The following is a 25,680-nucleotide window of genomic DNA, read 5'->3' as shown; positions in this document are numbered from 1 at the left end:
CTTTGCCCACCCCTCCTGCACAGGTGTCCGATGCGCGCCGTCTTCGTCCAGTTCCGCTGCACCCCCGGCAAGACCTACGAGGTCGCCGACGCGATCTATGACCGCGAGGTGGTCAGCGAGCTTTATTCCACGTCCGGCGATTTCGACCTGCTGGCCAAGGTCTACATCCCCGAGGACCAGGACGTCGGCCGCTACCTGGACGACAAGCTGTTCGACATTCCCGGCATCTCGCGCACCCTGACCACGATGACGTTCAAGGCGTATTGAGGCGGGCGGGCCCAGCCGGTCGCGCCGACCGTGCGTCGGCACCGGACTGACGTGAAAGCCGGCGATCAGTCTCGATCCGGCGCCCCCAAGGGGAAGAGCGGCCGGAATGGCCGCGCCTCGTCGACCGCACGGGCGACCGAGGGCCGGGCCAGCAGCCGGGCGCGATAGGCGCGCAGGCCCGGATGGGCCTCGGCGATCGGATGCACCCAGTCGGCATAGAAAAGCGACGGGGCCGCCGCGCAATCCGCCATCGTGAAATCCGCCCCCGCGGCCCATGTCCGCCCGGCCAGATGACCTTCCGCCCAGGCGTAGGCGCGTTCCAGCTTTTCCTGCGACAGCGCGACGCCTTCGGCGCGCCGCGCCGGATCGCCGGTCAGCGCGCCGTTCACCGCGTGCTGCGCCGCATCCATGACGTGCAGGTCGAAGACCCGGTCCAGAAAACGCACCTCCAGCGCCGCCAGCGGGTCCGGGGGCAGCAGCGCCACCGGGCCGGGATGCACCAGATGCAGGTATTCGATGATGATGCTGGTCTCGACCACCTCGCGGTTGCCGTCCAGCAGCAGCGGAAACTTCTTTATCGGCCAGCGGCGCAGCCAGTCTTCGGTGTGCTCGGGCGTCTCGGGCCCGATGCAGCGGAATTCGAAGGGCGTGGCGTTCTCGTAGAGCGCGATGATCACCTTCTGCGTGTAGGATGAGAACGGATGGCCGTAGAGGACAAGCGACATGGCAACCTCCGGGTCTGAGCCAACTGCGCGCAGGGTCACGGACCGGCGCGGCTGTCCTGCATCATGGATCATCGGCCGTATCGCGCAAGACCGGCGTCGCGACAATCAAGGCGCGCCGCGCGGAGGAGTGAGGACTGTTGGTGCCCGACGGCACCAGCAGCTTCTCCCCCTCACATCATCACCGCCGCGAACAGCGCCGCCAGCGCCGCGGCGACCGGCAGGGTGATCGCCCAGGCGAACAGGATCCGGCGCACATGGACGCGGCGCACCAGGGTGCGGCGGTGCACCTCTTCGGGGGGCAGCTGCTTGCGGCGGCGCTGGCGGCGCATGTCCTCCCATTCCCGGTAGAACCCGACCCCGAACACGCCGCCCACCGCGACGTGGGTGGTGCTGACCGGCAGGCCCAGCCAGGACGCCGCCAGCACCACGATGGCGGTGGCGAGCGACACGCAGAACGCCCGCACCGGGTTCAGCCGGGTGATCTTGCTTCCGACCATGTCGACCAGCCGCCGGCCGAACAGCACCGCGCCCAGTGCCAGTCCGGCCCCCGCGACCAGCGTCACCCAGCCGGGCTGCACCGCCACCACCCCGGCGCCGCTGGCGGCCCGGGCGGCCGGGCTTGCCGCCTGCAGGATCAGCCACAGCGGCGCGGTGACGTTGCTGGCGTCGTTGGCACCGTGGGCAAAGCCCATCAGCAGCGCGGCCAGCACCAGCGGGATGCCGAACAGCCGATCCAGACGGGCGCGGCCGGTCGCCGGGTCCGGGCCTTGCCGGTCCAGCGTCCGGCGCGCGGCGAACGCCGCCAGCCCGGTGGCGGCCGCGACCACCGGCAGCAGCATCCGCAAGTTCTGCCCCATCAGCCCGGCGCCCACGTAGAGTACGATCAGCGCCGCCATCAGTCCGACCAGCCCCGGCAGCCAGCGCCGGGCCGCCCGGTGCCGGTCCGGGGCCAGGTCGACCCGCTGCCGCAGCACCGCCAGCAGCAGCGCCGCGACCAGCCCGGCCACCGCCGGCGACACCACCCACCCGCCGGCGATCAGCGCGATGCCGGACCAGTTCACCGCCTGCGCGCCGAACGTCGCCAGTCCGGCCCCGGCGATCCCGCCGACGACCGAATGGGTGGTGCTGACCGGCGCCCCCGCCCAGGTGGCCAGGCTGATCCACAGCGCCGCGGCCAGCAGCGCCGCCAGCATCACCGGTGCCGCAGCGTGGCCGGCGAGCATCAGCGCCGGATCGACGATCCCCAGGCTCAGCGTGGTGCTGACCCGGTCCCCGGCCAGCACCGCCCCGGCGATTTCCGCCAGCGCGACCAGCGACAGCCCCAGGCCGGCGCGGATCGCGCCGGCCCCGACCGCGGGTGCCAGCGAATTGGTCACGTCATTGGCGCCGATCGCCAGCGCCAGATAGGCGGCCAGGGCCACACCGGCCGCCGCGGTTGCCAGCGTGGCCTGCCCGGACAGCGCGGCGGTGCCCAGCATCGCCATCGCCGCGACGAACAGCACCGCTGCGCCCAGCCGCAGCAGCGGCCGGGTGCTGTGCAGTCCGGCCCGCTCGGCCGCCGACAGCCGGCCGAGATCCTTGTCAAGGGTGCGAAGGTCGAGAAAACGCCGGGCCATCGCGCGGCAGGCTAGACGCGGCGGGCCGAGGCTTCAACGCGGCACCGCACCCTAGGGGCGACGGCCGCCCTGCTGCGCGCGCGCACGGTCCCGGATCAGCCGCGCCAGCCCGGTTTCGTCCACCAGCCCGGCGGCCTCGGCCGGTTCGAACCAGCGGCGGGTCCGTTCGGAGCGTTCGGGGAACTGGTCGGCCAGCGCCCGGACCTCGACCGGGAACACCCGCACCTCGACCGGCACGGCAAAGCCGCGATCCTGCACCTTGTCATAGCGATAGCGGCCCAGCTCGGCCGCGCCGACCCGGCCCTCGACCCCGGCCTCTTCCCAGGCTTCCTGCATCGCGGCCTCTGCCAGGCTGCGGCCGGGCATCGGCCAGCCCTTGGGAATGATCCAGCGCCCGGTGTCGCGGCTGGTGATCAGCAGCACACGGCCGGTGCGCGGATCCTCGCACAGCGCCCCCACCTGCATCAGCGGCGGGTGCGACCCCAGCATCCGGCCCAGCGTGTCGCGCAGGCGATGGGCGATCATTCCTCGATGTCCACGGCGCCGCGCAGGGACTTGACGACGCCACGGCTGGTCTTGGCGGCCAGCCGGCGGCGCTGGCTGCCCAGGGTCGGCCGGGTCGGAATGCGCTTGCGCGGCGCGACCAGCGCCTGGCGGATCAGCTCGGCCAGCCGGTCGCGCGCGATCTCGCGGTTGCGGGCCTGGCTGCGGGTGTCCTGCACCTGGATGATCACGGCCCCGTCCGCGGTCCAGCGCCGCCCGGCCAGCCGCTGTAGCCGCCGCTTGACCGGCGCCGGCAGATGCGGCGAGCGTTCCGCCTCGAACCGCAGCTCGACGGCGGTCGACACCTTGTTCACGTTCTGCCCGCCCGGGCCTTGGGCGCGGGTGAACTGTTCGGACAGTTCCCAGTCGTGAATGGTGATGGTGTCGGAAATGCGCAGCATGGCAACAGGATGGGGACCGGCGAGGGGAAAGAAAAGACCGGCGATGCGACCGCGATGCTCATCGCTCGCGCACCGCGCGGCACAGCACGGCCACGCGGACCGGCCCGCTGCCGGCCGCCACCAGCGCCTCGGCCGCCGCGGCCAGCGTCGCGCCCGAGGCCATCACGTCGTCGACCAGCAGCACCGGCCGGCCGGCCGCCGCGTCGGCCCGGCGTGGGTTGATCGCCAGCGCCCCGGCGACGTTCCGGAACCGATCGGCGACGCTGCCGTGGTCCTGCGCGGGCGTGGCCCGGGTCCGGCACAGCAGGTCGGGCAGATGCGCCAACCCGTGCACCCGCGCCACCTGGGCGGACAGCATCGCGGCCTGGTTGTACTTGCGCCGGACCAGCCGTCCGAAATGCAGCGGCACCGGCGCCACCACCATCCCCGGCACCACCAGCGGCGCCGCCGCCTGCGCCAGCCAGCGTCCCAGCGGCGGCCCCAGATCGGGCCGGTCGCCATGTTTCAGCGCCAGCACCAGCCCCCGTCCGGTCCCGGCATAGACCAGCGCCGCGCGCCCGGCCTCCCACGGGCGGGCCACGGTCAGGCAGTCGTCGCAGATCACATCGTCGCCGGGATCCGGCGGTCCGGCCAGCGCCGCGACCGGATGGCCGTCATCGGGCAGCGGCGCGCCGCAGCGGCTGCAGGCGGTGCCGGCGATGAAATCGGCGTCCCGCCAGCAGACGGGGCACAGCGACCCGTCGATTTCCACGGAGTCCGCGCAGGACAGGCAATGTGGCGGATAGACCAGCCGCAGCCCCGCTTTCATCGCGCCCCGAAGCACCCTAAGTTGCATGCTGATGACCCGGCCCCCTGACCCAGCGGCGGGAACGCCCCGCCTGACCGACCGTGCCGCGCTGCTCCGCCAGCGGGCGCGCGCCGCGCGTACGGGCACCGCGGACTGGCTGCACCGGCTGGCGCTGGACGAGGTGCAGGATAGGCTGGTCGACATTAACAGGGACTTTACGGACGTCGCGGTGGTCACCGGCCTGCCCGGACCGTGGCAGGCGGGTTTTCCCGGGGCCCGGGTGGTCGCCGATGATCCGGTGCTGGACCTCGCGCCCGGCGCCTTCGACCTGGTGATCCACGCCCTGTCCCTGCACTGGGCCGACGATCCGGTGGGCCAAATCGTGCAATGCGCCCGTGCCTTGCGCCCCGACGGGCTGTTCCTGGCGATCCTGCCGGGCGGCGAGACGCTGGCGCCGCTGCGGGCGGCGCTGACCCGGGCCGAGGTCGAACTGACCGGCGGGCTGTCCCCGCGGCTGCTGCCGTTCGGCGAGATCCGCGATCTGGGCGCGCTGCTGTCCCGCGCCGGGCTGGCCCTGCCGGTGGCCGACCAGATGACCCAGCTGGTCAGCTATCGCGACCTGTTCCACCTGGCCCGCGACCTGCGCGCCATGGGCGAGGGCAACGCCCTGGCCCTGCGCGCCCGCCGTTTCGCCACGCGGTCGCTGTTTGCCCGCGCCGCGGCGATCCTGTCGCAGATCGCCGCCGATCCGCAGGAACCGGGACGCATCCAGGTCGGTTTCGACCTGGTGGTGCTGACCGGCTGGGCCCCGGCCGACAGCCAGCCCCGCCCGCTTCGCCCCGGAACCGCCCGGATGCCCCTTGCCGAGGCGCTGGCCCGCGCCCGATCCTGACCCGCCGCCATCCCGGCCACCGCCAACCCTGCGACCCCAACCCTTTGCCCACCGTCCCGTCCGCCCCCAGCCGCCGCCAGAGGTACCGATGCCCAAAGACGTCTCCGCCGATCTCTACCAGCCGCGCCACGCGCCCGCGGATCACCCCGCCATCCCGACCCCCAAGGTGGGCGTGCTGGTCGCCAATCTCGGCACCCCGGACGGGCATGATTACTGGTCGATGCGCCGTTATCTGAACCAGTTCCTTTCCGACCGGCGGGTCATCGACATCCCGCGCTGGAAATGGCAGCCGCTGCTGCAGGCGATCATCCTGACCAAGCGGCCGTTCACCTCAGGCGCGAACTACCGGTCGATCTGGAACACCGAGCGGAACGAAAGCCCGCTGATGACCCTGACCCGCCAGCAGGTCGACAAGCTGGCGCAGTCCTGCGCGCAGCGCTGGGGCGACCGGGTGATGGTCGATTTCTGCATGCGCTACGGCAACCCGTCGACGGAATCGGTGCTGACCCGGATGGTGCAGGCCGGCTGCGACCGGATCGTGTTCCTGCCGCTCTATCCGCAATATGCCGGGGCAACGACGGGCACCGCCAATGACGAGCTGTTCCGGGCGCTGATGAAGCAGTTCCGCCAGCCCGCGGTCCGCACCGTCGCGGAATATTTCGAACGCCCCGACTATATCGACGCGCTGGCCCAGTCGGTCGAACGCACGCTGCAGGGCCGGCGCCCGCAAAAGCTGGTCTGCAGCTATCACGGGATGCCCAGGCGCTACCTGATGCAGGGCGACCCCTATCACTGCCAGTGCCAGAAGACGACGCGCCTGCTGCGCGAACGGCTGGGCTGGCCCGCCGAGACGATCGACACCACCTTCCAGTCGGTGTTCGGCAAGGAGGAATGGCTGCGCCCCTACACGGTCGAGCACGTGGCCGACCTGGCCCGCCGCGGCATCACCGACATCGCGGTGATCTCGCCCGCCTTCGCCACCGACTGCATCGAGACGCTGGAGGAGATCAACGGCGAGATCCGCGAAAGCTTCGAACATGCGGGCGGCAAGGACTTCACCTACGTGCCCTGCCTGAACGACGACGACGCCCATATCGCCCTGCTGACCGACCTGGTCGCGGAAAACCTGACCGGCTGGGTGGACGGGCCGGGCCACGGCGCGGCGGCCGTTCCGGCGGACCGCGCCGCCTGAGCGGAGCCCCCGCGGGCGGCCCCGGCGCCGCCCGACCGCGCGCGAAGCGGCCGGATCTCCGGACGGCGACGGCACGTCGGGGCGTGGCGGCAGGGCCGCGACCTTGGGATCGGCGATCGGGGCCATATATAGTCTGGCGACACCGCACCCGCACGGGTGCGCCAGATTTCCGAAAGGCAACGATGACCAACATCAACCAGATCGTCTGGGACGACACCGTCCTGCCGTTCCAGCTGGACCGGTCGGGCGTGCGCGGCCGGGTCGCGCGGCTCGACGGGGTGCTGGAACATATCCTGTCGCGACACGACTACCCGGCCTCGGTGGCCGCGCTGGTCGCCGAACTGGCGCTGCTGGCAGCCCTGATCGGGCCGACCGTCAAGCTGCGCTGGAAACTGTCGCTGCAGGTGCGCGGCAACGGGCCGGTCCGGACGCTCGCCGCCGATTTCTTTGCGCCCGCCGAAGAGGGCGGGCCGGCGCGGATGCGCGCCTGGGCCAGCTTCGACGCCGACCGCCTGCACGACGCCCCGACCGCCGATCCGTTCGGCCTGATCGGCGAGGGGTATTTCGCGATCCTGATCGACCAAGGCCCCGGCAACGTCCCCTACCAGGGGATCACCCCGCTCTCCGGCGGGTCGCTGTCAGCCTGCGCGCAGACCTATTTCGCGCAGTCCGAACAGCTGCCTACCCGCTTTGCGCTGGCCCAGGCGCGCTCGGTCCTGCCCGGCGACAGGGAACGCTGGCGCGCCGGCGGGGTGATGCTGCAGACCCTGCCCGGTCAGCCGATGGACCCTGCCGCCGCGGGCGGCAGCGGCTTGGGCGGGCTGATCGAGGCGGCCGACATCCTGCAGGGCGGGGAATCCGAGGACTGGAACCGGGCCAACCATCTGCTCGACACCGTCGACGCGCTGGAGCTGATCGGCCCGACCGTCGCCCCCACCGACCTGCTGGTGCGCCTGTTCCACGAGGAAACGCCCCGCGTCTTCGACCCGCAGCGGGTCGAGTTCGGCTGTTCCTGCAGCCCCGACCGGGTCCGCGGCACGCTGTCGATCTATTCGGCCAAGGACATTGCCCACATGACCACGGCCGATGGGCGGGTCACCGCCGACTGCCAGTTCTGTGGCGCGCATTACGAGTTCGACCCCCGCAGCCTGGGGTTCGAGGCGACGATCGACGAGAACGGCGACCCGATCGAGGTGGCCGAGTGACCAGGGCGGGCGCATGACCGAGGGGCACCGGAACCGGGACGATGATCGGGTTGCGGGGCGCCTCGCCCCTGCGGCCGTGGGTGGGCGCGCGCAAACGCATCCCGACGCGGGCGCGCCCGCCGACATCCGGGCCCGGCTTCTGGCCGCCCTGCGCACCGAGCTGACCGGCCCCAGTTCCGATTTCGACGGCAACGCGATCCCGGCCGCCACCGGCGCGGCAACGGGGGCCGGTGCCGCGGATGCCCCGGTCCCGAGCTGGGGGGCGGTGCCGCATCCCGCGCCCCGGCCGGCGGGGGTGCTTGCCGCATTCCGGACCGACGGCCGGCTGATCCTGACCAAGCGGGCCAGCGGCCTGCGCCACCATCCGGGCCAGATCGCCCTGCCCGGCGGCAAGGTCGATCCCGGCGACGCCGACGAGACCGCCGCCGCCCTGCGCGAGGCGCATGAAGAGGTGGGCCTGCCCCCGGCCCAGGTCGAGGTGCTGGGCACCATGCCCGGCCACCTGACCGTCACCGGCTTCTGCATGGTGCCGGTGGTCGGACTGATCCACGGCGATTTCACCCCCGTCCCCGAACTGGGCGAGGTGGACGAGGTGTTCGAGGTGCCGTTCGCCCATATCGCCGACCCGGCCAGCTATCGCTTCGAACGGCGGCGCTGGCGGGGCGACTGGCGGTCCTATCGGGTCGCGCCGTGGGGCCCCTATTACATCTGGGGCGCGACCGCCCGGGTGCTGCATTCGCTGGCACTGAGGCTGTCGGCATGACCGGCCCCGCCGCGCCCCCGGCCGCTGCCAAAGACGTGGACGGTGGCGGCGCGATGCCGGCGCGCCTGCCCGCCGCGATCACCGCCGACCCGGCGCTGCGCCGAGTCCTGGCGGCGCTGGACGGCCATCAGGCGTTGATCGTCGGCGGCGCGGTGCGCAACGCCCTGCTGGGCGTGCCGGTGGTCGACATCGACATCGCCACCGACGCCCGCCCCGACCAGACCACCGCGCTGGCCCGGGCAGCCGGGCTCAAGGCGGTGCCGACCGGGGCCGAGCACGGCACCATCACCGTGATCGCCGACGGCCGCCCGTTCGAGGTCACGACCTTGCGCCGCGACGTCGAGACCTTCGGCCGGCATGCGGTCGTGGCCTTTTCGGACGACCTGTCCGAGGACGCTCACCGCCGCGATTTCACCATGAATGCGCTCTACGCCCGCCCCGACGGCACGGTCATCGACCCGGTGGGCGGGCTGCCGGACCTGGCCGCACGGCGGCTGCGCTTTGTCGGCGACGCCGACGCGCGGATCACCGAGGACTACCTGCGGATCCTGCGGTTCTTCCGCTTTCACGCGCAATATGGTCACCCCGGCGCCGCCGACCCGGACGCGCTGGGCGCCTGCGCCCGCCACGCAGGGGGGCTGGACCGGATCTCGCGGGAACGGATCGGCGCGGAGATGCGCAAGCTGCTGGCCGCCCCCGACCCGACCGACGCCATGCGGCTGATGGCGGACTGCGGCGTGCTGGACCGAATCCTGCCCGGCGCCGACGCGGCGGCGCTGCCTGCCCTCGTCGCCGCCGAGGCGGGGATCGCGGCAGAGCTGCGCCGGGCCGATTTCCCCGACGCTGACGGTATCGCGCCCGACTGGCGGGTTCGGCTGGCGGCGCTGGGCGGGGCCGATCCGGCCGCCGCGCTGCGCCTGTCGCGCGATGAGACGCGGGCCCTGGCGGAACTGGGCTTCACCGGACCGCTAGACGAGGCCGCTTATCGTCTGGGCGCCGCCCGCGCCGCCCGGATCGCGCTGCTGCGGGCCGGCCGCGGCACCACCCCGCCGCCGGGCTGGCCGGACCGGATCCGGCACGCCGCCGCGCAGGTCCTGCCGATCCGGGCCGCCGATCTGACCGGCGACCTACAGGGGCCCGCCCTCGGCGCCGGGCTGCGGGCGGCCGAGGCCGCGTGGATCGAATCGGGATTCCTGCTGCCCGCGCCGGCGCTGATCGACATCGCCCGGCTGACCGGAAAGGCCGACTGATGCACGAGCGCCTGTCCCGCATGATCGACGCCTTCCGCCCCGCCGACGGGCCGCCGCCGGCGACGCTGCTGGCGTTCTTTCGCTGGTGCCTGCGCGGCGCCTGGCCGGGCTTGGGCGTGGCCGGGGTGACCTCGGCCCTGTCGGGGGCCGCCGAGGTCGCCTCGGCGATGCTGCTGGGCGCGGTCGTCGATCTGGCCGCCGGGACGGCCGACGGGCGCACGCTGGGCGACAACTGGCCGCTGATCACCCTGTTCGTGCTGTTCTTCGTGGTGATCCGGCCGGCGATCATCGGCGTGTCGACCGCCACCTCGAACGTGATCATCACCCCCAACATCCTGCCGCTGGTGCTGTCGCGGCTGCACCGCTGGACGATGGGCCACGCCGTCGCCTTCTTCGACAACGACTTTGCCGGCCGCATCGCGCAGAAGCAGATGCAGACCGCCCGCGCCGTCACCGATGTCGCCAGCGAGATGGTCAACACCGCGACCTTCGCGCTGTCGGCGGTGGTGGGCAGCGCCATCTATCTGGTGTCGGTGGAAATGTGGGGCGCGGTCGTGCTGCTGGTCTGGCTGGCGATGTATCTGCAGCTGATCCGCTATTTCCTGCCCCGCATCCGCCGCCGGTCCAAGGCCCGGGCCAGCGCCCGGGCGATGATCACCGGCCAGGTCGTCGATACGATCACCAACATCAAGACCGTCAAGCTGTTCGCCAGCGACGAATACGAGGATCAGGCCGCGCTGGGCGCGATGGGCACGTTCCGCGACCGGGCGCTGGATTTCGGGCGGGTGAACACCTGGTTCCGCCTGTCCCTGACCGTCGTCGCCGGGCTGCTGCCGGTGGTGCTGGTGGGCGGCGCGATGCTGATGTGGGCGCGCGGCCAGGCCACGCCCGGCGACATCGCCGCGTCCGGCGCGATCTCGCTGCGGCTGGCGCAGATGACCGGCTGGGTCAGCATGGCGCTTATGGGCATCTGGGGCTCGATCGGCGAGGTCGAGGACGGGATGCACACCCTGACCGTCGCCCATGACCTGACCGATGCCCCCGACGCCGTGGGGCTGGGCCGGGTGGCCGGGCGGCTCGACTTCGACCGGGTGGCGTTCGCCTATGGCCGCGAGACCGGCGGCATCGCCGACCTGACCCTGTCGGTCGCCCCCGGCGAACGGATCGGCATCGTCGGCGCCTCGGGGGCGGGCAAGTCGACGCTGGTCGCGCTGCTGCTGCGGCTCTACGACGTCGAAAGCGGCGCCGTCCGCATCGACGGGCAGGACGTGCGCGGCGTCACCCAGGAGAGCCTGCGCCGCAACATCGGCATGGTCACCCAGGACACCGCCCTGTTCAACCGCTCGGCGCGCGAGAACATCCTCTACGGCCGCCCCGACGCCACCGAGGTGGAACTGGTCGCCGCCGCCCGCGCCGCCGAGGCGCACGACTTCATCCTGGGGCTGCGCGATGCCACCGGCCGCACCGGCTACGACGCGCATCTGGGCGAACGCGGGGTCAAGCTGTCGGGCGGCCAGCGCCAGCGCATCGCCCTGGCCCGCGCCTTTCTGAAGGACGCGCCGATCCTGGTGCTGGACGAGGCGACCAGCGCGCTCGACAGCGAGGTCGAGGCCCTGATCCAGGAGGCGCTGACCCGCGTCATGCGCGGCAAGACGGTGCTGGCGATCGCCCACCGCCTGTCCACCATCGCCGAGATGGACCGCATCGTGGTCCTGCATGACGGCCGGATCGTCGAACAGGGCACCCATGCCCAGCTGCTGGCCCATGGCGGGCTCTACGCCCGCTACTGGAACCGGCAGTCGGGCGGGTTCCTGTCCACCGACGAACAGGACGACCAGCAGGCCCGGGACGGGCAAGAGGCGGCCGAGTGACCCCGCCGGCGGCCGGCAGGACGATCGGGAGGGCGAGCGGGGCTGCGGACGCGCCTGTCCCGGCCCCCGCCTCACCCCATGTCGCTGCCACTGCGACCGGCTCGCTTACCCGCTGGCGGGTGGACCGCCTGAACCGCCGCGGCGATGGCGTCGCGGTGGCGCAACCGGACGCGGACTGCGCACCGGACCACCCGCCAGACCGCGCCTTCGCCCCCATGACCCTGCCCGGCGAAGACATCGAGGGCACCGCCGCCGCCGGCGTGATCGCGGCGCCGCGGATCGTCGCCCCTTCGCCCGACCGGGTCCGGGCCCCCTGCCCGCATTACCGCGCCTGCGGCGGCTGCCGACTGATGCACGCCCGCGACGATTTCGTGGCCAGCTGGAAAACCGGCGTGGTTACCGCGGCGCTGGCGGCGCAGGGGATCACGGCGCAGGTGAACGGCATCCACACCTCGCCGCCCCGCTCGCGCCGGCGCGCGGTGCTGTCCGGGCGGCGCACGAAACGAGGCGCGCTGGTCGGGTTCCACGCCCGCGCCTCCGACCAGGTCGTGGATGTCACCGACTGCCTGGTTGTCCGTCCGGCGATCCTGGCCGCCCTGCCCAACCTGCGCGAACTCGTGCTGCGCGGCGGCTCGCGGTCGGGCGAACTGGCGCTGACGGTGACCGAAACCCCCGCAGGTCTCGACGTGGCAGTGACCGGCGGCAAACCCACAAGCGCCGAGCTGCTGGCCGATCTGGCGGCGCTGGCGGACGCCGCCGACTGGGCGCGGCTGGACTGGAGCGGCGTGCCGCTGATCCGCCGCATGCCGGCGCTGCCGATGGGGCGCGCGCAGGTGGTGCCTCCGCCCGGCGCCTTCCTGCAGGCCACGGCCGAGGGCGAGGCCGCGTTGCTGCAGGCGGTGCGCCGGATCGTCGGCGGCGCCACCCGGATCGCGGATCTCTACGCCGGGATCGGCACCTTCACCCTGCCGCTGGCCGAAACCGCCGACCTGCACGCGGTTGAGGGTCTCGCGGAACCGCTGGCGGCGCTGGACGCCGGCTGGCGCACCGCCCCCGGGCTGCGCCGCGTCACCACGGAAACCCGCGACCTCGCGCGCCGGCCCCTGCTGCCGGACGAACTGGCCCGCTTCGACGCTGTGGTGATCGACCCGCCGCGCGCCGGCGCCGCCGCCCAGGCCGCGGCGCTGGCCGACAGCCGGGTGCCGGTGGTGGCCTGGGTCAGCTGCGACCCGGTCACCTTCGCCCGCGACGCGCGGCGGCTGGTCCAGGGCGGCTATGAACTGACCACGATCGACGTGGTGGACCAGTTCCGCTGGTCGGCCCATGTCGAGACTGTCGCCGGGTTCCGCCGCAGCTGATCGGCGGCATTCGACGTATCGCCCCTGGCTCCGGCTGCATCTCGGCGCTGGCGGGACCGCGCCCCGGATGGTAGATTTCCGTCAAACGACACGCTGAAACAGCGGCAGATGGGGCAGAGATGATTCGTATGATGCGCGCCACCCTGGCGGTGACGATGCTGGCCGCGCTGGCGGCCTGTGGGGGAACGGAACCCGCGTCCAAGTTCCGCAGCTATTCCGGTCCGCCGGTCACCCAGATCTTCGTCGACAAGTCCGACCGCCGGATGTACCTGCTCAGCGGCACCCAGGTGCTCAAGGGCTACCAGGTCGATCTCGGCAACCAGCCGGTCGGCCCCAAGATGTTCGAGGGCGACGGCCGCACGCCCGAGGGCGTCTATTTCATCGATCGCCACAATCCGGCCAGCCAGTACCACCTGTCGCTGGGCATCTCCTATCCGCACAGCCCCGACGTCGAACGGGCGCTGGCCTTCGGCCGCAGCGCCGGCAGCGACATCATGATCCACGGTCGCGGCCCCTACGGCAACGCCGTGCGCAAGCCCGACTGGACCGCCGGCTGCATCGCCGTGGGCGACGAGGAGATCGAAGAGATCTTTGCCATGGTGGGCAAGGGCGTCCCGGTGGTGATCAGACCCTGAACGGTCATACATTCACATCTTCTTATGTGTTAACCGGGCCACAGTCCGCGGCAAAACCGCGCCGCCCCCGCTGACATGCGGGCGTCCGGGGCGTAACTTCACCCCATCAACAGCTTTTGCGAGGGTGTCATGTTCAAGATGTCTCTGGCCGCCGGTCTCGTCGCCGTCAGCGCCGCTGCGGCCTCGGCCGGCGGTTACGCCGCGCCCGTGGTCGAAACCCCGGTGATCGAATCGCCGCTGGATGTCGCGCCGGTCGCGTCATACGGCAATGACTGGACCGGCTTCTACGCCGGCCTGCAGGGCGGCAAGACCGACGGCGAGATCGACTATCCGGCCGGCTTCGTCCCGTCCGACATTGACGTCGACGCGCGCAACTATGGTGTGCACGCCGGCTACCTGCGCGATTACGGTCGCTTCGTCGGCGGCGCGGAACTGTCCTATGACAGGCTCGACGATTTCGAGTTCGACGGGCTCGACCTGGACGACGAACTCGGCGAGGTCGATGGCAACCTGCTGCGCGGCAAGCTGCTGGCCGGCTATGACGCCGGCAGGTGGCTGCCCTATGCCGCGATCGGCCTGGCCCGCGCCGAAATCGACTCGCCCTCGGGCGACGCCACCGAGACCGGGTTCGCCTATGGCCTGGGCGCCAAGTTCATGGCGACCCCGCGCTTCATGGTCGGCCTCGAATGGATGAACAGCAGCTTCGAGGTGGATCAGGATGTCGATGCCGACGGGCTGGACGACGAGGTCGACTGGGATTTCGGCACCATCAGCGTGAACGCCTCCTTCCGGTTCTGATCCGGCCCGCCCCGATCCCGATCAGGCGCCGCAATCGCGGCGCCTTTTCTTTTGGGAGCCGTGCGGCATCGGTCTTCGCTCCGGTCCTTCTCATCGCCCGGCTCACCATGTCACCGATCCGCATCCATGCCTATCTGACCATCGACTCAGTGAATGTCGTGACGAGCGGGGCCGATGAAGACGGCGAAACAGAAGATGCTGGCCGGCGACCTGTACAACGCCCTCGATCCCGCTCTCGTCGCCGAGAGACGCCGGGCCAGGGATCTTTGCCAGCAGCTCAACGCCTCCCCTGACGCGGAAGAGGATCTTCGCCGGCATCTGTGCATCGCCCTTTTCGGCAAAGGCGGCGAATCGGTCTGGATGCAGCCACCCTTCCATTGCGATTACGGCAGCAACATCGAGCTGGGCGAACGCGTCTTCTTCAACTTCAACTGCGTGGTGCTGGACGTCTGCAGGGTCACCATCGGTGATTACAGCATGTTCGGGCCCGGCGTGCAGATCCTGACCCCGATGCACCCGCTGGATGCCGGGCTGCGCCGCAAGGAAGAGTATGGCCAGCCGATCACGATCGGACCCGACGTGTGGGTCGGGGCGGGCGCCCTCATCCTGCCGGGCGTCAGCATCGGCGCGGGCGCCGTGATCGGGGCGGGCAGTGTCGTCACCCGCGACATTCCGGCCGGCGTGCTTGCCGCGGGCAACCCCTGCCGTGTCCTCCGAAAGATCCAGGACGGAGAGCGCGGGCATCGGCCATGACTTTCCAGCCACCGCAGCTGTGTCCCGCAAAGCGGACGATAAGGTTTGCGGACAGCCCCTGTCTTCAGACGGCGGCTGGCGCGGCATGCCCTTGGCCAATCCCGTTCGCGGCCCGGAACAATGCATGAAAACTGCATGAACCATGCGTGAACGTCGCATGATCCTGCACGCTGATTTCAGGTCCCCCGCGGCTTGGCGCGCAGGGTCGGATCAGCGGCCGTCGGGTCCTCGGGCCAGACATGGCGGGGATAGCGGCCGCGCATCTCCTTGCGCACCTCGGGATAGGCGCCGGCCCAGAATCCCGGCAGGTCGGTGGTCACCGCGATCGGCCGTGACGCCGGCGACAGCAGCGTCACCCGCAGCGCCCGTCCGCCCGCCTGCGGGTGCTGCGTGACCCCCAGGAATTCCTGCAGGCGCGCCGAGATCGTCGGCACCTCGGCGTCATAGTCGATCGGCACGCGGCGCCCCAGCGGGGTGGTGAAATGCGACGGTGCGACGCGGTCCAGGCGCTGCTGCCCGTCCCAGCCGATCCGCGCCAGCAGCGCCGGCACCAGGTCCAGCGCCTTCAGCTCGGCGGCGCTGCGCGCCCCGCCGAGATAGGGCAGCAGCCAGCCCGGATCGTCCAGCAGCGCCGCGTCGTCCACCGGCCCCAAACCCTCGACCAGCGCCATGCGCGCCCGCAGCCGCCGCGCCGCCGCCGTCCACGGCAACCCTAGGTCGCGCAGCCCCTCGACCGCCGCCCGCGCCAGCAGCCCCGGATCGACGTCCTCCAGCGCCCGCTCGGCCAGCACCAAGGCGCCCAGCCGTTCCTGGGCGCGGGCCACCACCCGACCGTCCCGGCGCGACCATTCGACCCGCTGTTCGGTGACGATCCGGCCGCCGTGCAGCGCCCGCAACTCGGTCTCATCCAGCGGCGCGGCCATGCGGATTCGCGCCTCGCGCGCGTCTCCGTCCAGGTCGGTGGCGACGATCAGCGGCACCGCCGCCAGCGGATCGTCCTCCGCCATCACCGCGCCCCGGCCGCCAGACAGGACATGGCGCGGCGCGGTCCCCGGGCGCCGCCTGCCGATCCGGTCGGGATAGGCGAGCGAGGCCATCCCCCCCACGGACAGCGGCGCACCGGCACGGGCCGCCGGCGCCATCCGGCGCAACCGCGCGGCTTCGGCCCGAATCCGGTCGATGGCTGCCGGCTGCAGGTCCCACGGATGCCGGGCCGCAAAGCCCCGCGGATCGGCCAGCGCCTGCAGCCGCAGCGCCAGATCGGCCGGCGCGCCGCGCAGCGGGTCGCGATCGGCCAGCAGCGCCGCCAGCTCGGCCGCGCCCCGCCCGGCGGTCAGCAACATGTGGCCCAGCCGCGGATGCAGCGGCAGCGCCGCCAGGGCGCGCCCATGGTTGGTGATCCGCCCCTCCGGCCCGGGGTCGTCCAGCGCCCCCAGCCCGGCCAGCAGCGCCCGCGCCTCGGCCAGCGGGGCGGCGGGCGGCGGGGTCAGGAACGCCAGCCCGGTCCCGTCGGCGGTCCCCCAGGCGGCGAGTTCCAGGGCCAGTCCGGTCAGGTCCGCGGTCGCGATCTCGGGCGGCGCGAATTCCGGCAGGGCGCCCTCCTCGGCCCGCGCCCACATGCGGTAGCACATGCCCGGCGCCACCCGCCCGGCGCGGCCGCGGCGCTGGTCGGCCTCGGCCCGGCTGACCCGCTCGGTGACCAGCCGGGTCATCCCGGACCCCGGATCGAACCGCGACCGCCGGGCGCGACCGGCATCCACCACCACCCGAACGCCCGGGATGGTCAGCGAGGTTTCGGCAATCGAGGTTGCCAGCACGATCCGCCGCGTCGCGCCCGGGGGGGCCAGCGCCGCCCGCTGGGCGCGCAGGTCCATCGCCCCGAACAGCGGGGCGATCTCGGCCTCCAGCCCGGGCTCGGCCGCCAGCAGCGCGGCGACGCGGCGGATCTCGCCCTCGCCCGGCAGGAACGCCAGGATCGTGCCGCCGGGGTCCGCGCGCGTCTCGGCCGCGGCCCGTGCGATCAGGCGCGCGGCCTCGGCGATCAGGCGCGCCCCTGCAGCCAGCGGACGGTCGAGCCAGCGGGTCTCAACCGGAAAGGCCTGCCCGTCGGATCGCACCACCGGCGCGTCGTCCAGCAGCGCCGCGACCGGGGCCGCGTCCAGCGTCGCCGACATGACCAGCAGTGCCAGATCGGGGCGCAACGCGGCGCGCGCCTCCCAGACCAGCGCCAGCCCCAGATCCGCGTTCAGGCTGCGCTCGTGGAATTCGTCGAAGATCACGCAGCCCACGCCGGGCAGATCGGGCTGCGACTGGATCATCCGGGTCAGGATGCCCTCGGTCACGACCTCGATCCGGGCGCCGGGCACCGCCTCGCCGCGGATGCGATAACCGACGGTGTCGCCCGGCCGCTCGCCCAGCGTCGCCGCCATCCGTTCGGCGGCGGCCCGCGCCGCCAGCCGCCGCGGTTCCAGCATCAGGATGCGCCCGGCGATCCGGTCCAGCAGCGCCAGCGGCACCCGCGTCGTCTTGCCGGCGCCGGGCGGTGCGACCAGCACCGCCCGGCCCTGCGCGGCCAGCGCCCGGCGCAGCTCCGGCAGCGCGTCCTCGATCGGCAGGCGGGGCGAGCCGTCACTGGGCGAAGCGTATGATGCGGGGGGGGCGGGCATGGCGCCGGTGTGCCGCGAAACGCGCCCCGATGCCAGCCGGGCCGGCGCGCCCTACACATCCCGTCGCGGCCGACCTATGTTGCGGGCCGTTCCAGAGGGGCCGGGATACGCATGGGTCTGAGTGATACTGCCGAAGGGCTGATGCGGGGGCTGGGTCTGGGCGATCCGGTGATCCGGCTGGGCGTCACGGGGCTGAGCCGGGCGGGCAAGACGGTGTTCATCACCTCCATGGTGGCGAACCTGCTGGACCGCGGCCGGATGCCGGCGCTGCGGGCCGCCGCCGACGGCACGCTGAAGGCCGCCTGGCTGCAGCCTCAGCCCGACGACACGGTGCCGCGCTTCGACTTCGAACGGCATCTGGCGGCGCTGACCGGCCCCGACCCGCACTGGCCCGAGGGCACCCGCCATGTCAGCCAGCTGCGGCTGTCGCTGCGGGTGCAGCCCCGCGGCATGTTCGGCGGGCTGCGGGGTATCCGCACCGTGCATCTCGATATCGTCGACTATCCCGGCGAATGGCTGCTGGACCTGCGGCTGATGGACAAGAGCTTTGCCGCCTGGTCGGCCGAGGTGCTGGACCGGATGCAGGACCGCCCCGGCGCCGCCGCCTACCTGGCCGCCGCGTCATCCGTGGACGCCCGCGCGGGGTTCGACGAGCCGACGGCGCAGCGGCTGGCGGCCGCCTATACCGCCTATCTGCACGCGGCGCGCGACGCGGGCTTTTCCGACTGCACCCCGGGCCGGTTCCTGCTGCCGGGGGAACTGGACGGCTCGCCGGCGCTGACATTTGCGCCGCTGCCACCGGCCCCCGGCGGCCGCCCGGGGCCGATCGCGCGCGAGTTCCAGCGCCGCTTCGACGCGTACAAGTCGCGGGTCGTCAAGCCGTTCTTCCGCGACCATTTCGCCCGCATCGACCGGCAGGTGGTGCTGACCGACGTGCTGGGCGCGATCCACGCCGGACCCCGCGCGGTCGAGGATACCCGCCGGGCGATGGCCGACATCCTGTCGGCGTTCCGCCCCGGTCGGGCCGGATGGCTGGCGCAACTGCTGGGCACCCGCCGGGTCGAACGCATCCTGTTCGCCGCCACCAAGGCCGACCACCTGCACCACGTCCAGCACCAGCGGCTGACCAACATCCTGACCGCGATGCTGCGCGAGGCCCGCGACCGCGCCGATTTCCAAGGCGCCCGGACCGATGCGATGGCGATCGCCGCCCTGCGCACCACGACCGAGGAAATGATCCACCAGGACGGGCAGGACCTGCCCGCGGTGCGCGGCACGCTGATGGATGGCCGCCAGGCGGCCTTCTATCCGGGCGAGCTGCCGGACAACCCCGCCGACCTGCTGGCCCCGGCACGCGCGGGGGCGACGCAATGGCTGGATGCCGACTATGCGATCATGAACTTTGCCCCGGCGCCGGCCACCCTGCGCACCGGCGACGGGCCGCCGCATATCCGGCTGGACCGGGCCGCCGAGTTCCTGTTCGGGGACCGGCTGTGATGCGCGCCGCGGTCCCGGGCGGCGCCGGATCGGATGGAGTGTCCCATGGCTGAGAACGGGCCGCGCGACCCCGGCACCACCCCGCCGCCGCGGCGGCGGCCGGTGCTGATCGACTACGGGCCGGCCGACCCGGGAAGCGAGGGCGCGGCGCGGCCGGCCTCCGCGACCTCCGGTTCGCCCCGGCCCACCCGCGGGTCGGGGCCGACGCTGCGGGCAGGTGATGCGCCGCCGCAGCCGGGCCACGCCGCCCCGCGCGCCGGCGCGGCGGGCGGGGGTGACGGACGCGACGCCCGGCCCCCGCGCGGCGCCACCGCGCCACCGTCCCCCGCCGACGCGCCGCCGATCGACGACGGCCACGCTGCGCCCCTGCCGCGCCCCCGCACGATGGAGATGGTGACCCGGATCGTCGGCGGCGGCCCGTCCCCGGTGACCCGGTTCTTCGTCAATTCGGCGGTCGCGCTGCTGAGCTTCCTGCTGGCGATGGCGGCACTGCGGTTCTTCGACGACCTAATGGCCCGTTATCCGGTGCTGGGCTGGGTCGGCATCGCGCTGTTCGCCGCCTTCACCCTGGCTGCGCTGGCGGTGGGCGTGCGGGAATACGCGGCCTGGGCGCGGTTCGCCCGGATCGACGCGATCCACCGCGATGCCGGCGCCGCGCTGGCCCGGGGCGATCTGGCCGGCGCCCGGGCGACCGTCGACCGGCTCGACGCGCTCTATGCCCGGCGGCCGGAGCTTGCCTGGGCGCGGCAGCGCCTGGCCGAACGGCGCGGCGAGGTGTTCGACGCGGCGACCCTGCTGGGCATGGCCGAGGCCGAGCTGCTGGCCCCGCTGGACCAGCAGGCCCGGCGCGAGATCGAGGCCGCGGCCCGAACCGTGGCCGCCGCCACGGCGCTGATCCCGCTGGCGCTGGCCGATGTGGCCGCGGCGATGGCGGCGAATCTGCGGATGATCCGGCGGATGGCGGAAATCTATGGCGGGCGCGCGGGCGCGGTCGGTGGCTGGCGGCTGGCCCGCACCGTGATCGCGCATCTGGTCGCGACCGGCGCGGTGGCGGCCGGCGACGACCTGATCCAGACCGTCGCGGGCGGCGGGGTGCTGGCCAAAGTCAGCCGCCGCTTCGGCGAGGGAATCGTGAATGGGGCCCTGACCGCCCGCGTCGGCGTCGCCGCGATGGAGGTGTGCCGCCCCCTGCCCTTCCTCACCCAGCCCCGGCCCAAGGTCGGTAACCTGGTCACCCGGGGGCTGAAGGGGCTGTTCGGGTCGGATTGAGGCGGGTCGCGCGGCGCCGCACGGGCCTGCCGTCCGGCGAACGTGACCGCCGCGTGTCCCGGTTCCCCTTTTCCTTGCGCGCCCCCGGGGATAGCTTGCCGCCATGAAATGGACCCTGCCCAACATCCTGACGCTGCTGCGCCTGATCGCCGCGCCGGGTGTGCCGTTGATGTTCCTGTATTTCAGCCGGCCCTTCGCCGACTGGGCGGCGCTGACCCTGTTCGTGGTGGCGGCGGTGACCGACTGGTTCGACGGGTATCTGGCGCGCAGCTGGGGCCAGGAAAGCCGCTTTGGCGCGGCGATGGACCCGATCGCGGACAAGGCGATGGTGGTGATCGCGCTGGTCGTGATCACCGGCTATTCCGGCATGAACCCGTGGCTGATCCTGCCCGCGACCGTGATCCTGTTCCGCGAGGTGTTCGTCAGCGGCCTGCGCGAATTCCTGGGGGCGGATGCCGGCAAGCTGAAGGTCACCAAGATCGCCAAGTGGAAGACGACGGCGCAGATGGTCGCGATCTCGTTCATGTTCCTGGGCACGGGACTGGAGTATTTCGAGGATGGCCGGCCGCCGCTGGTGGGCGAGGCGCGGCTGCCGTGGTCGGACGACTGGTCGGATCTCGCAACCCAGATGGGGCTGCTGACGATCTGGGTCGCGGCGCTGCTGACCGCGATCACCGGCTGGGACTATTTCAACAAGGCCCGCCCGTGGCTGAGGGATCGCCCATGACACTCGACGTGCTGTATTTCGCCTGGCTGCGCGAACGCGTGGGCGTCCCCCGCGAACGCATCGACACCGACGCCGCGACGGTGCGCGACCTGGCCGCCGACCTGGCCGGACGCGACGACTGGCACGCGGCGGCCCTGTCCGACCTGACCGCGGTGCGCGTCGCGATCGACCAGCAGCTGGCCGACCTGGACGCGCCGCTGACCGGGGCGCGCGAGGTCGCATTTTTTCCCCCGATGACCGGCGGCTGATGCGGGTCCTCGTCCAGCCGCAGCCCTTCGACCCGGCCACGCTGCTGGACGGCTTCGGCAGCGGCGCCGGCGCGGTGGTGACCTTTACCGGGCTGGTTCGCGGCGATGGCGGGATCGTGGCGCTGGACATCGAACATTATCCCGGCATGACCGAGCGCGCGCTGCAGGCGCATGCGACCGCCGCGATGCAGCGCTTCGGCCTGACCGACGTGCTGGTCGTCCACCGGCATGGCCGGATCGCGGTGGGCGAGGCGATCATGATGGTGGCGACCGCGGCCCCGCACCGGCGCGGCGCGTTCGAGGCCGCCGACTTCCTGATGGACTGGCTGAAATCCCGCGCCCCGTTCTGGAAACGCGACATCGGCCCCGAGGGGCCGCGCGACTGGGTCGCCGCCACCGACGCCGACGAGGCTGCGCTGTCCCGCTGGGACGACCCGCCGGGCTGAGCGGCGGGGCGGGCGCGTTGCAATCGCCGGACCCGCCCAGCATATAGACCGCGTCGACCGAAAGGCACTGCCCGATGACCTATCTCGAATTCGAACGGCCGCTCGCCGATCTGGAAGGCAAGGCCGAGGAACTGCGCGCCTTGGCCCGCAAGGGCGAGGGTGTGGACCTGGAAAAGGAAGCGACGGCGCTGGACCGCAAGGCGGCCGACCTGCTGCGCGACCTCTACAAGAACCTCGACCCGTGGCGAAAGACGCTGGTCGCGCGCCACCCCGACCGGCCGCACTGCAAGGACTACATCGACGCGCTGTTCAGCGAATGGACGCCGCTGGCCGGCGATCGGGCGTTCGGCGACGACCACGCGGTGATGGGCGGGCTGGCGCGGTTCCACGACCAGCCGGTGGTGGTGATCGGGCATGAAAAGGGCAACGACACGAAATCGCGGATCCACCGCAATTTCGGCATGGCCCGCCCCGAGGGGTATCGCAAGGCGATCCGCCTGATGGACATGGCCGACCGGTTCGGGCTGCCGGTGATCACCCTGATCGACACGCCCGGTGCCTATCCCGGCAAGGGCGCCGAGGAACGCGGCCAGTCCGAGGCGATCGCCCGCGCGACCGAGAAATGCCTGCAGATCGGGGTGCCGCTGGTCAGCGTCATCGTCGGCGAGGGCGGCTCGGGCGGGGCCGTGGCGCTGGCGACCGCGGACCGCGTGGCGATGCTGGAACACTCGATCTACTCGGTGATCTCGCCCGAGGGCTGCGCCTCGATCCTGTGGAAGGACGCCGACAAGATGCGCGAGGCGGCCGAGGCGCTGCGGCTGACCGCGCAGGACCTGAAACGCCTGGGGGTGATCGACCGGATCATCACCGAACCGGTCGGCGGCGCACAGCGCGACGGACCGGACGCGGTCGCCGAGGTCGGGCGCGAGATCGCCGCCATGCTGGACGAGGTCAGGGACACCAAGCCCGCCGACCTGATCCGCAGCCGGCGCGAGAAATACCTGGCAATGGGCAGCCGCGGCCTCGCCGCCTGATCGGGTCCTGCGGCGGCTTGAAGTCCGCGGCAGCTGACCCTTTCACCTCGCACCGGATCTAGGGGATCTCAGCCGCTCGGCATGGATCCGCGCGCTCATCTTCGCCCCCCCGGCCGCTGCCCCGACTGCTGGGGCCCTGACGACCGTTCCGGCGACGCACCACGCCGGGTTTTCGGACCGCCACGCAACTTCACCGGACGCCACGCGTTTCTCCGGCGGCGCGGCCGCGCCCGATGCCGCAGCGAAAGGCCAGCGCGATGTTCCCGATCCGCGACCACAACCCGTCCCATACGACGCCCTATGTCACGCTGACGCTGATCGGGCTGAACATCGCGATGTTCCTGCTGACCTCGCCCTGGCTGGGCGGGCAGATCGAGTTGTGGGAGGATCTGGCGCTCTATCCCGTCGCAGTGCTGAATGGCATCAACACCTGGGGGCTGCTCAGCCACATGTTCCTGCATGCAGGGCTGCTGCATCTGGGCGGCAACATGCTGTTCCTGTGGATCTTCGGCGACAACCTGGAAGAGCAGATGGGCCATGGCGGGTTCCTGCTGTTCTACCTGCTCTGCGGGCTCGCCGCCGCCGCGGCGCAGATCGTGGTAGACCCGTCCAGCGGCATCCCGATGGTCGGCGCGTCGGGGGCGATCGCCGGGGTGATGGGGGGCTATCTGCTGATGTTCCCCAGGGCCCGGGTCGATGTCGTGGTGATCATCATCATCCTGATCAAGATCTTCACCATCCCGGCCTGGGTGATGCTGGGCATCTGGTTCGCGCTGCAGCTGTTTTCCGGCTATTCGATGCTGGGCGGCGAGGTGGGGGTCGCGTATTTCGCCCACGCCGGCGGGTTCGCCGCCGGGGTGCTGCTGGCCTATCCGGTGTTCCGGCGCCGGGGCGGCCGGGCGTTCTGGAACCGCACCCACGGCCACCCGCCGCACCGGCCGGTCAGCTATCACGCAAGCCGGATCCCGCAGGTCCGGCGCTGAGGGTGCCACGGCTCATGTGCCGTTTCCCGGCGAAACCCGGGCAGCGCCGCACCGTGAACCCGCTGTCCGCCAGGGCGCGGCGCACATGGCCCGCCGCCGTATAGGTCGCAAAGCTGCCGCCCGGCGCGGTGTGGCGCGCGACCTCGGCCAGCAGCGCGGCGGACCACAGCTCGGGGTTCCTGGCGGGCGAGAACCCGTCAAGGAACCAGGCGTCGGCCTGACCGGTCCAGCGCGGCAGCGTGTCCCGCGCGTCGCCCGTGATCAGGGTGACCTCGACCGCCCCGACCCGGAATTGCGGCCCGGGCCATCCCGCCCGCAAGTCCCGCGCCAGCGCGCCCAGCGACGGAAAGGCGGCATGGGCGATCTCCAGATCGTTCCCTGACAACGGGAACGCCTCGAAGCTGGTGAAGCGCACCGGCACGGTCGCCACCTCGGCCAGCGCCAGCAGGTTCAGTCCGGTCCCGAACCCCGTCTCGGCCACGTGGAAACCGGGGCGCAGGCGGGCCGGCAGGTCGTTGCCGGCCAGGAACACGTGCCGGGTTTCCGCCAGCCCCCCGGCCAGGCTGAAATAGGGATCGTCGAAGCGCCGCGACACCGGCACGCCGTCGCGCCAGTCCAGCCCGTTCTGGTGCCTGTCGTCCATTCGCGCTACCTCCGCCCCGGGCCAATGACGAGGGACCGCGCGGATGGCAAGACGCATCACGGTGATCGGCGCCGGCATCTTCGGCCTGGCCTGCGGCTGGGAATGTGCCCGCCGCGGGGCCCGCGTGACGGTGATCGAGGCGGACCGGATCGGCGCGGGCTCCAGCGGCGGAACCGTCGGCGCGCTGGCCCCGCACGCGCCGGAGAACTGGAACCCCAAGAAACAGGTGCAGCTGGACGCGCTGGTCGGGGCCGCTGCCTGGTGGACCGAGGTCGCGACCGCCGGCGGTGTTGACCCGGGCTATGCCCGGCAGGGGCGGCTGCAGCCGGTTGCAACGGCAGCGCTGGACCGGGTGCAGGCGCGGATCGCGGCGGCGGCGGCGGTCTGGCCCGACCCCTTCCGGATGCGGCTGACCGATGCGCCCGCCGGGCCTCTGGTTTCCGTCAGCCCGGACGGGCTGTGGCTGTTCGACAACCTGACGGCACGGCTGGCCCCCAGGCGGGCGCTGGCGGCCCTGGCGGCGGCGATTCGCGCCACCGGCGGCACGGTCACCGAGGCCGCCGGACCGCAGCACCCGGACGCGTGGCCCGATCCGCCCGGCGCGGTGATCTGGGCCACCGGCACCGACGGGCTGGCGGCGCTGACCGCCGAGACGGGGCGGCCGGCGGGGACCGGGGTCAAGGGACAGTCGGCGCTGCTGGCGCTGGCCGCACCCGACGCCGCCCAGGTCTTTGCCGACGGCGTCCACATCGTGCCCCACGCGGACGGCACCACCGCCGTCGGATCGACCAGCGAACGGGACGCCGTTGGCACCGGCACCGACGCGCAGCTGGACGAGTTGGTCGCCCGCGCCGTCGCCCTCTGCCCGGCGATGCAGGGGGCCGCGATCATCGATCGCTGGGCCGGCCTCCGGCCGCGGGCCGCCAGCCGTGCGCCGCTGATCGGGCCGTGGCCGGGACGTCCGGGCCATTTCGTCGCGAATGGCGGGTTCAAGATCGGTTTCGGCATGGCGCCCGCCGTCGCGGGACTGCTCGCCGACCTGGTGCTGGACGGCACCAACCGCATCCCCGACGGATTCCGGCTGTAGCGGCCGGGCGCCAGCGCCGGCGGA

26 protein-coding genes are annotated in these 25,680 nt (G+C 72.5%); 19 read left to right on the top strand and 7 right to left on the bottom strand.

Annotated features, from left to right (window positions below):
• The first annotated feature begins 30 nt into the window (after nucleotides 1-30).
• Nucleotides 31-267, top strand: a complete 237-nt coding sequence (locus Q0938_RS00720) for an Lrp/AsnC ligand binding domain-containing protein (protein WP_299358115.1) — start codon at nucleotides 31-33, stop codon at nucleotides 265-267.
• Between the two features lie 65 nt (nucleotides 268-332).
• On the opposite strand, the gene Q0938_RS00715 is transcribed toward Q0938_RS00720, so the two are convergent.
• The 5 genes from Q0938_RS00715 to Q0938_RS00695 all read right to left on the bottom strand — a co-directional run bounded on the left by Q0938_RS00715 (nucleotide 333) and on the right by Q0938_RS00695 (nucleotide 4,387).
• A complete protein-coding gene (locus tag Q0938_RS00715; protein WP_299358113.1) occupies nucleotides 333-992 on the bottom strand; it encodes a glutathione S-transferase family protein in 660 nt (219 codons plus the stop codon).
• Between the two features lie 170 nt (nucleotides 993-1,162).
• Nucleotides 1,163-2,608, bottom strand: coding sequence for an anion permease (locus Q0938_RS00710; RefSeq protein WP_299358111.1), 1,446 nt, complete (start codon nucleotides 2,606-2,608; stop codon nucleotides 1,163-1,165).
• Between the two features lie 51 nt (nucleotides 2,609-2,659).
• Entirely contained in the window at nucleotides 2,660-3,133 is a 474-nt protein-coding gene (locus Q0938_RS00705) for an NUDIX hydrolase (RefSeq protein WP_299358110.1), read from the bottom strand.
• Nucleotides 3,130-3,552 carry an alternative ribosome rescue aminoacyl-tRNA hydrolase ArfB gene (gene arfB, locus Q0938_RS00700; protein WP_299358107.1) on the bottom strand — a complete coding sequence of 141 codons (423 nt, stop codon included), beginning with the start codon at nucleotides 3,550-3,552 and terminating at the stop codon, nucleotides 3,130-3,132. The genes Q0938_RS00705 and arfB overlap by 4 nt, the downstream gene beginning before the upstream one ends.
• Before the next feature lie 58 nt (nucleotides 3,553-3,610).
• On the bottom strand, nucleotides 3,611-4,387 hold the full coding sequence (locus Q0938_RS00695; RefSeq protein ID WP_299358105.1) for a double zinc ribbon domain-containing protein: 777 nt from the start codon (nucleotides 4,385-4,387) through the stop codon (nucleotides 3,611-3,613).
• 4 nt (nucleotides 4,388-4,391) lie between these two features.
• Between Q0938_RS00695 and Q0938_RS00690 the strand changes: the two genes are divergently transcribed.
• The 10 genes from Q0938_RS00690 to Q0938_RS00645 all read left to right on the top strand — a co-directional run bounded on the left by Q0938_RS00690 (nucleotide 4,392) and on the right by Q0938_RS00645 (nucleotide 15,056).
• A complete protein-coding gene (locus tag Q0938_RS00690; RefSeq protein WP_299358103.1) occupies nucleotides 4,392-5,231 on the top strand; it encodes a methyltransferase domain-containing protein in 840 nt (279 codons plus the stop codon).
• An 88-nt stretch (nucleotides 5,232-5,319) separates the two neighbouring features.
• A complete protein-coding gene (gene hemH / locus Q0938_RS00685) occupies nucleotides 5,320-6,423 on the top strand; it encodes a ferrochelatase (RefSeq protein ID WP_299358101.1) in 1,104 nt (367 codons plus the stop codon).
• Between the two features lie 182 nt (nucleotides 6,424-6,605).
• Nucleotides 6,606-7,628 (top strand): Hsp33 family molecular chaperone HslO, encoded by a 1,023-nt coding sequence (locus Q0938_RS00680; RefSeq protein ID WP_299358098.1) that lies wholly within the window; start codon nucleotides 6,606-6,608, stop codon nucleotides 7,626-7,628.
• A 13-nt stretch (nucleotides 7,629-7,641) separates the two neighbouring features.
• The gene (locus Q0938_RS00675; RefSeq protein ID WP_299358095.1) at nucleotides 7,642-8,391 is read left to right on the top strand and encodes a CoA pyrophosphatase; all 750 of its coding nucleotides are present in this window, start codon (nucleotides 7,642-7,644) and stop codon (nucleotides 8,389-8,391) included.
• Nucleotides 8,392-8,444: 53 nt separating this feature from the next.
• The gene (locus Q0938_RS00670) at nucleotides 8,445-9,641 is read left to right on the top strand and encodes a CCA tRNA nucleotidyltransferase (RefSeq protein ID WP_299358686.1); all 1,197 of its coding nucleotides are present in this window, start codon (nucleotides 8,445-8,447) and stop codon (nucleotides 9,639-9,641) included.
• The gene (locus Q0938_RS00665; protein WP_299358093.1) at nucleotides 9,641-11,512 is read left to right on the top strand and encodes an ABC transporter ATP-binding protein; all 1,872 of its coding nucleotides are present in this window, start codon (nucleotides 9,641-9,643) and stop codon (nucleotides 11,510-11,512) included. Before Q0938_RS00670 ends, Q0938_RS00665 begins: the two co-directional genes overlap by 1 nt.
• 155 nt (nucleotides 11,513-11,667) lie before the next feature.
• Nucleotides 11,668-12,870, top strand: coding sequence for a class I SAM-dependent RNA methyltransferase (locus Q0938_RS00660; protein WP_299358683.1), 1,203 nt, complete (start codon nucleotides 11,668-11,670; stop codon nucleotides 12,868-12,870).
• A gap of 128 nt (nucleotides 12,871-12,998) precedes the next feature.
• A complete protein-coding gene (locus Q0938_RS00655; protein ID WP_299358091.1) occupies nucleotides 12,999-13,505 on the top strand; it encodes a L,D-transpeptidase family protein in 507 nt (168 codons plus the stop codon).
• 129 nt (nucleotides 13,506-13,634) lie between these two features.
• Nucleotides 13,635-14,303 carry an outer membrane beta-barrel protein gene (locus Q0938_RS00650; RefSeq protein ID WP_299358089.1) on the top strand — a complete coding sequence of 223 codons (669 nt, stop codon included), beginning with the start codon at nucleotides 13,635-13,637 and terminating at the stop codon, nucleotides 14,301-14,303.
• Nucleotides 14,304-14,477: 174 nt separating this feature from the next.
• Nucleotides 14,478-15,056, top strand: coding sequence for a sugar O-acetyltransferase (locus Q0938_RS00645; RefSeq protein ID WP_299358087.1), 579 nt, complete (start codon nucleotides 14,478-14,480; stop codon nucleotides 15,054-15,056).
• A 176-nt stretch (nucleotides 15,057-15,232) separates the two neighbouring features.
• On the opposite strand, the gene hrpB is transcribed toward Q0938_RS00645, so the two are convergent.
• Nucleotides 15,233-17,722, bottom strand: coding sequence for an ATP-dependent helicase HrpB (hrpB, locus tag Q0938_RS00640; protein WP_299358085.1), 2,490 nt, complete (start codon nucleotides 17,720-17,722; stop codon nucleotides 15,233-15,235).
• Nucleotides 17,723-17,833: 111 nt separating this feature from the next.
• On the opposite strand from hrpB, the gene Q0938_RS00635 reads away from it, so the two are divergent.
• The 7 genes from Q0938_RS00635 (at nucleotide 17,834) to Q0938_RS00605 (ending at nucleotide 23,926) form a co-directional block, all read left to right on the top strand.
• A complete protein-coding gene (locus Q0938_RS00635) occupies nucleotides 17,834-19,219 on the top strand; it encodes a YcjX family protein (RefSeq protein WP_299358083.1) in 1,386 nt (461 codons plus the stop codon).
• A gap of 45 nt (nucleotides 19,220-19,264) precedes the next feature.
• Complete coding sequence (locus Q0938_RS00630) at nucleotides 19,265-20,488, top strand: TIGR01620 family protein (protein ID WP_299358081.1); 1,224 nt, start codon at nucleotides 19,265-19,267, stop codon at nucleotides 20,486-20,488.
• Nucleotides 20,489-20,591: 103 nt separating this feature from the next.
• Nucleotides 20,592-21,215, top strand: a complete 624-nt coding sequence (pgsA, locus tag Q0938_RS00625; RefSeq protein ID WP_299358079.1) for a CDP-diacylglycerol--glycerol-3-phosphate 3-phosphatidyltransferase — start codon at nucleotides 20,592-20,594, stop codon at nucleotides 21,213-21,215.
• Nucleotides 21,212-21,463, top strand: a complete 252-nt coding sequence (gene moaD / locus Q0938_RS00620; protein WP_299358077.1) for a molybdopterin converting factor subunit 1 — start codon at nucleotides 21,212-21,214, stop codon at nucleotides 21,461-21,463. Before pgsA ends, moaD begins: the two co-directional genes overlap by 4 nt.
• Nucleotides 21,463-21,909, top strand: coding sequence for a molybdenum cofactor biosynthesis protein MoaE (locus Q0938_RS00615; protein WP_299358075.1), 447 nt, complete (start codon nucleotides 21,463-21,465; stop codon nucleotides 21,907-21,909). The genes moaD and Q0938_RS00615 overlap by 1 nt, the downstream gene beginning before the upstream one ends.
• A 74-nt stretch (nucleotides 21,910-21,983) precedes the next feature.
• Nucleotides 21,984-22,943, top strand: a complete 960-nt coding sequence (locus Q0938_RS00610; RefSeq protein WP_299358073.1) for an acetyl-CoA carboxylase carboxyltransferase subunit alpha — start codon at nucleotides 21,984-21,986, stop codon at nucleotides 22,941-22,943.
• 257 nt (nucleotides 22,944-23,200) lie between these two features.
• A complete protein-coding gene (locus Q0938_RS00605) occupies nucleotides 23,201-23,926 on the top strand; it encodes a rhomboid family intramembrane serine protease (RefSeq protein WP_299358071.1) in 726 nt (241 codons plus the stop codon).
• Here Q0938_RS00605 and mnmD read toward each other — a convergent pair.
• Nucleotides 23,886-24,569, bottom strand: coding sequence for a tRNA (5-methylaminomethyl-2-thiouridine)(34)-methyltransferase MnmD (gene mnmD, locus Q0938_RS00600; RefSeq protein ID WP_299358069.1), 684 nt, complete (start codon nucleotides 24,567-24,569; stop codon nucleotides 23,886-23,888). The two genes, Q0938_RS00605 and mnmD, sit on opposite strands and share 41 nt — an antisense overlap.
• Before the next feature lie 43 nt (nucleotides 24,570-24,612).
• On the opposite strand from mnmD, the gene Q0938_RS00595 reads away from it, so the two are divergent.
• Nucleotides 24,613-25,656 (top strand): FAD-binding oxidoreductase, encoded by a 1,044-nt coding sequence (locus tag Q0938_RS00595; protein ID WP_299358067.1) that lies wholly within the window; start codon nucleotides 24,613-24,615, stop codon nucleotides 25,654-25,656.
• Nucleotides 25,657-25,680 lie beyond the last annotated feature (24 nt).

The sequence above is a fragment of the uncultured Paracoccus sp. genome (genome assembly GCF_947496875.1).
In the GTDB taxonomy this organism is placed as follows: Bacteria; Pseudomonadota; Alphaproteobacteria; order Rhodobacterales; family Rhodobacteraceae; genus Paracoccus.
This window is presented reverse-complemented; position numbering and strand designations above follow the sequence as displayed.

Excerpts from the sequence above, each read along its gene's own strand:
- mnmD (WP_299358069.1), bottom strand. The coding sequence starts at position 24,569 with ATGGACGACAGGCACCAGAACGGGCTGGACTGGCGCGACGGCGTGCCG.
- Q0938_RS00675 (WP_299358095.1), top strand. The coding sequence starts at position 7,642 with ATGACCGAGGGGCACCGGAACCGGGACGATGATCGGGTTGCGGGGCGC.
- Q0938_RS00595 (WP_299358067.1), top strand. The coding sequence starts at position 24,613 with ATGGCAAGACGCATCACGGTGATCGGCGCCGGCATCTTCGGCCTGGCC.
- Q0938_RS00665 (WP_299358093.1), top strand. The coding sequence starts at position 9,641 with ATGCACGAGCGCCTGTCCCGCATGATCGACGCCTTCCGCCCCGCCGAC.
- Q0938_RS00680 (WP_299358098.1), top strand. The coding sequence starts at position 6,606 with ATGACCAACATCAACCAGATCGTCTGGGACGACACCGTCCTGCCGTTC.
- Q0938_RS00720 (WP_299358115.1), top strand. The coding sequence starts at position 31 with ATGCGCGCCGTCTTCGTCCAGTTCCGCTGCACCCCCGGCAAGACCTAC.
- Q0938_RS00705 (WP_299358110.1), bottom strand. The coding sequence starts at position 3,133 with ATGATCGCCCATCGCCTGCGCGACACGCTGGGCCGGATGCTGGGGTCG.
- Q0938_RS00630 (WP_299358081.1), top strand. The coding sequence starts at position 19,265 with ATGGCTGAGAACGGGCCGCGCGACCCCGGCACCACCCCGCCGCCGCGG.
- Q0938_RS00615 (WP_299358075.1), top strand. The coding sequence starts at position 21,463 with ATGCGGGTCCTCGTCCAGCCGCAGCCCTTCGACCCGGCCACGCTGCTG.
- moaD (WP_299358077.1), top strand. The coding sequence starts at position 21,212 with ATGACACTCGACGTGCTGTATTTCGCCTGGCTGCGCGAACGCGTGGGC.
- Q0938_RS00710 (WP_299358111.1), bottom strand. The coding sequence starts at position 2,608 with ATGGCCCGGCGTTTTCTCGACCTTCGCACCCTTGACAAGGATCTCGGC.
- Q0938_RS00610 (WP_299358073.1), top strand. The coding sequence starts at position 21,984 with ATGACCTATCTCGAATTCGAACGGCCGCTCGCCGATCTGGAAGGCAAG.
- pgsA (WP_299358079.1), top strand. The coding sequence starts at position 20,592 with ATGAAATGGACCCTGCCCAACATCCTGACGCTGCTGCGCCTGATCGCC.
- Q0938_RS00635 (WP_299358083.1), top strand. The coding sequence starts at position 17,834 with ATGGGTCTGAGTGATACTGCCGAAGGGCTGATGCGGGGGCTGGGTCTG.
- Q0938_RS00655 (WP_299358091.1), top strand. The coding sequence starts at position 12,999 with ATGATGCGCGCCACCCTGGCGGTGACGATGCTGGCCGCGCTGGCGGCC.
- Q0938_RS00605 (WP_299358071.1), top strand. The coding sequence starts at position 23,201 with ATGTTCCCGATCCGCGACCACAACCCGTCCCATACGACGCCCTATGTC.
- Q0938_RS00690 (WP_299358103.1), top strand. The coding sequence starts at position 4,392 with ATGACCCGGCCCCCTGACCCAGCGGCGGGAACGCCCCGCCTGACCGAC.
- hemH (WP_299358101.1), top strand. The coding sequence starts at position 5,320 with ATGCCCAAAGACGTCTCCGCCGATCTCTACCAGCCGCGCCACGCGCCC.
- arfB (WP_299358107.1), bottom strand. The coding sequence starts at position 3,552 with ATGCTGCGCATTTCCGACACCATCACCATTCACGACTGGGAACTGTCC.
- Q0938_RS00715 (WP_299358113.1), bottom strand. The coding sequence starts at position 992 with ATGTCGCTTGTCCTCTACGGCCATCCGTTCTCATCCTACACGCAGAAG.
- Q0938_RS00650 (WP_299358089.1), top strand. The coding sequence starts at position 13,635 with ATGTTCAAGATGTCTCTGGCCGCCGGTCTCGTCGCCGTCAGCGCCGCT.
- Q0938_RS00670 (WP_299358686.1), top strand. The coding sequence starts at position 8,445 with ATGCCGGCGCGCCTGCCCGCCGCGATCACCGCCGACCCGGCGCTGCGC.
- Q0938_RS00645 (WP_299358087.1), top strand. The coding sequence starts at position 14,478 with ATGAAGACGGCGAAACAGAAGATGCTGGCCGGCGACCTGTACAACGCC.
- Q0938_RS00695 (WP_299358105.1), bottom strand. The coding sequence starts at position 4,387 with ATGCAACTTAGGGTGCTTCGGGGCGCGATGAAAGCGGGGCTGCGGCTG.
- hrpB (WP_299358085.1), bottom strand. The coding sequence starts at position 17,722 with ATGCCCGCCCCCCCCGCATCATACGCTTCGCCCAGTGACGGCTCGCCC.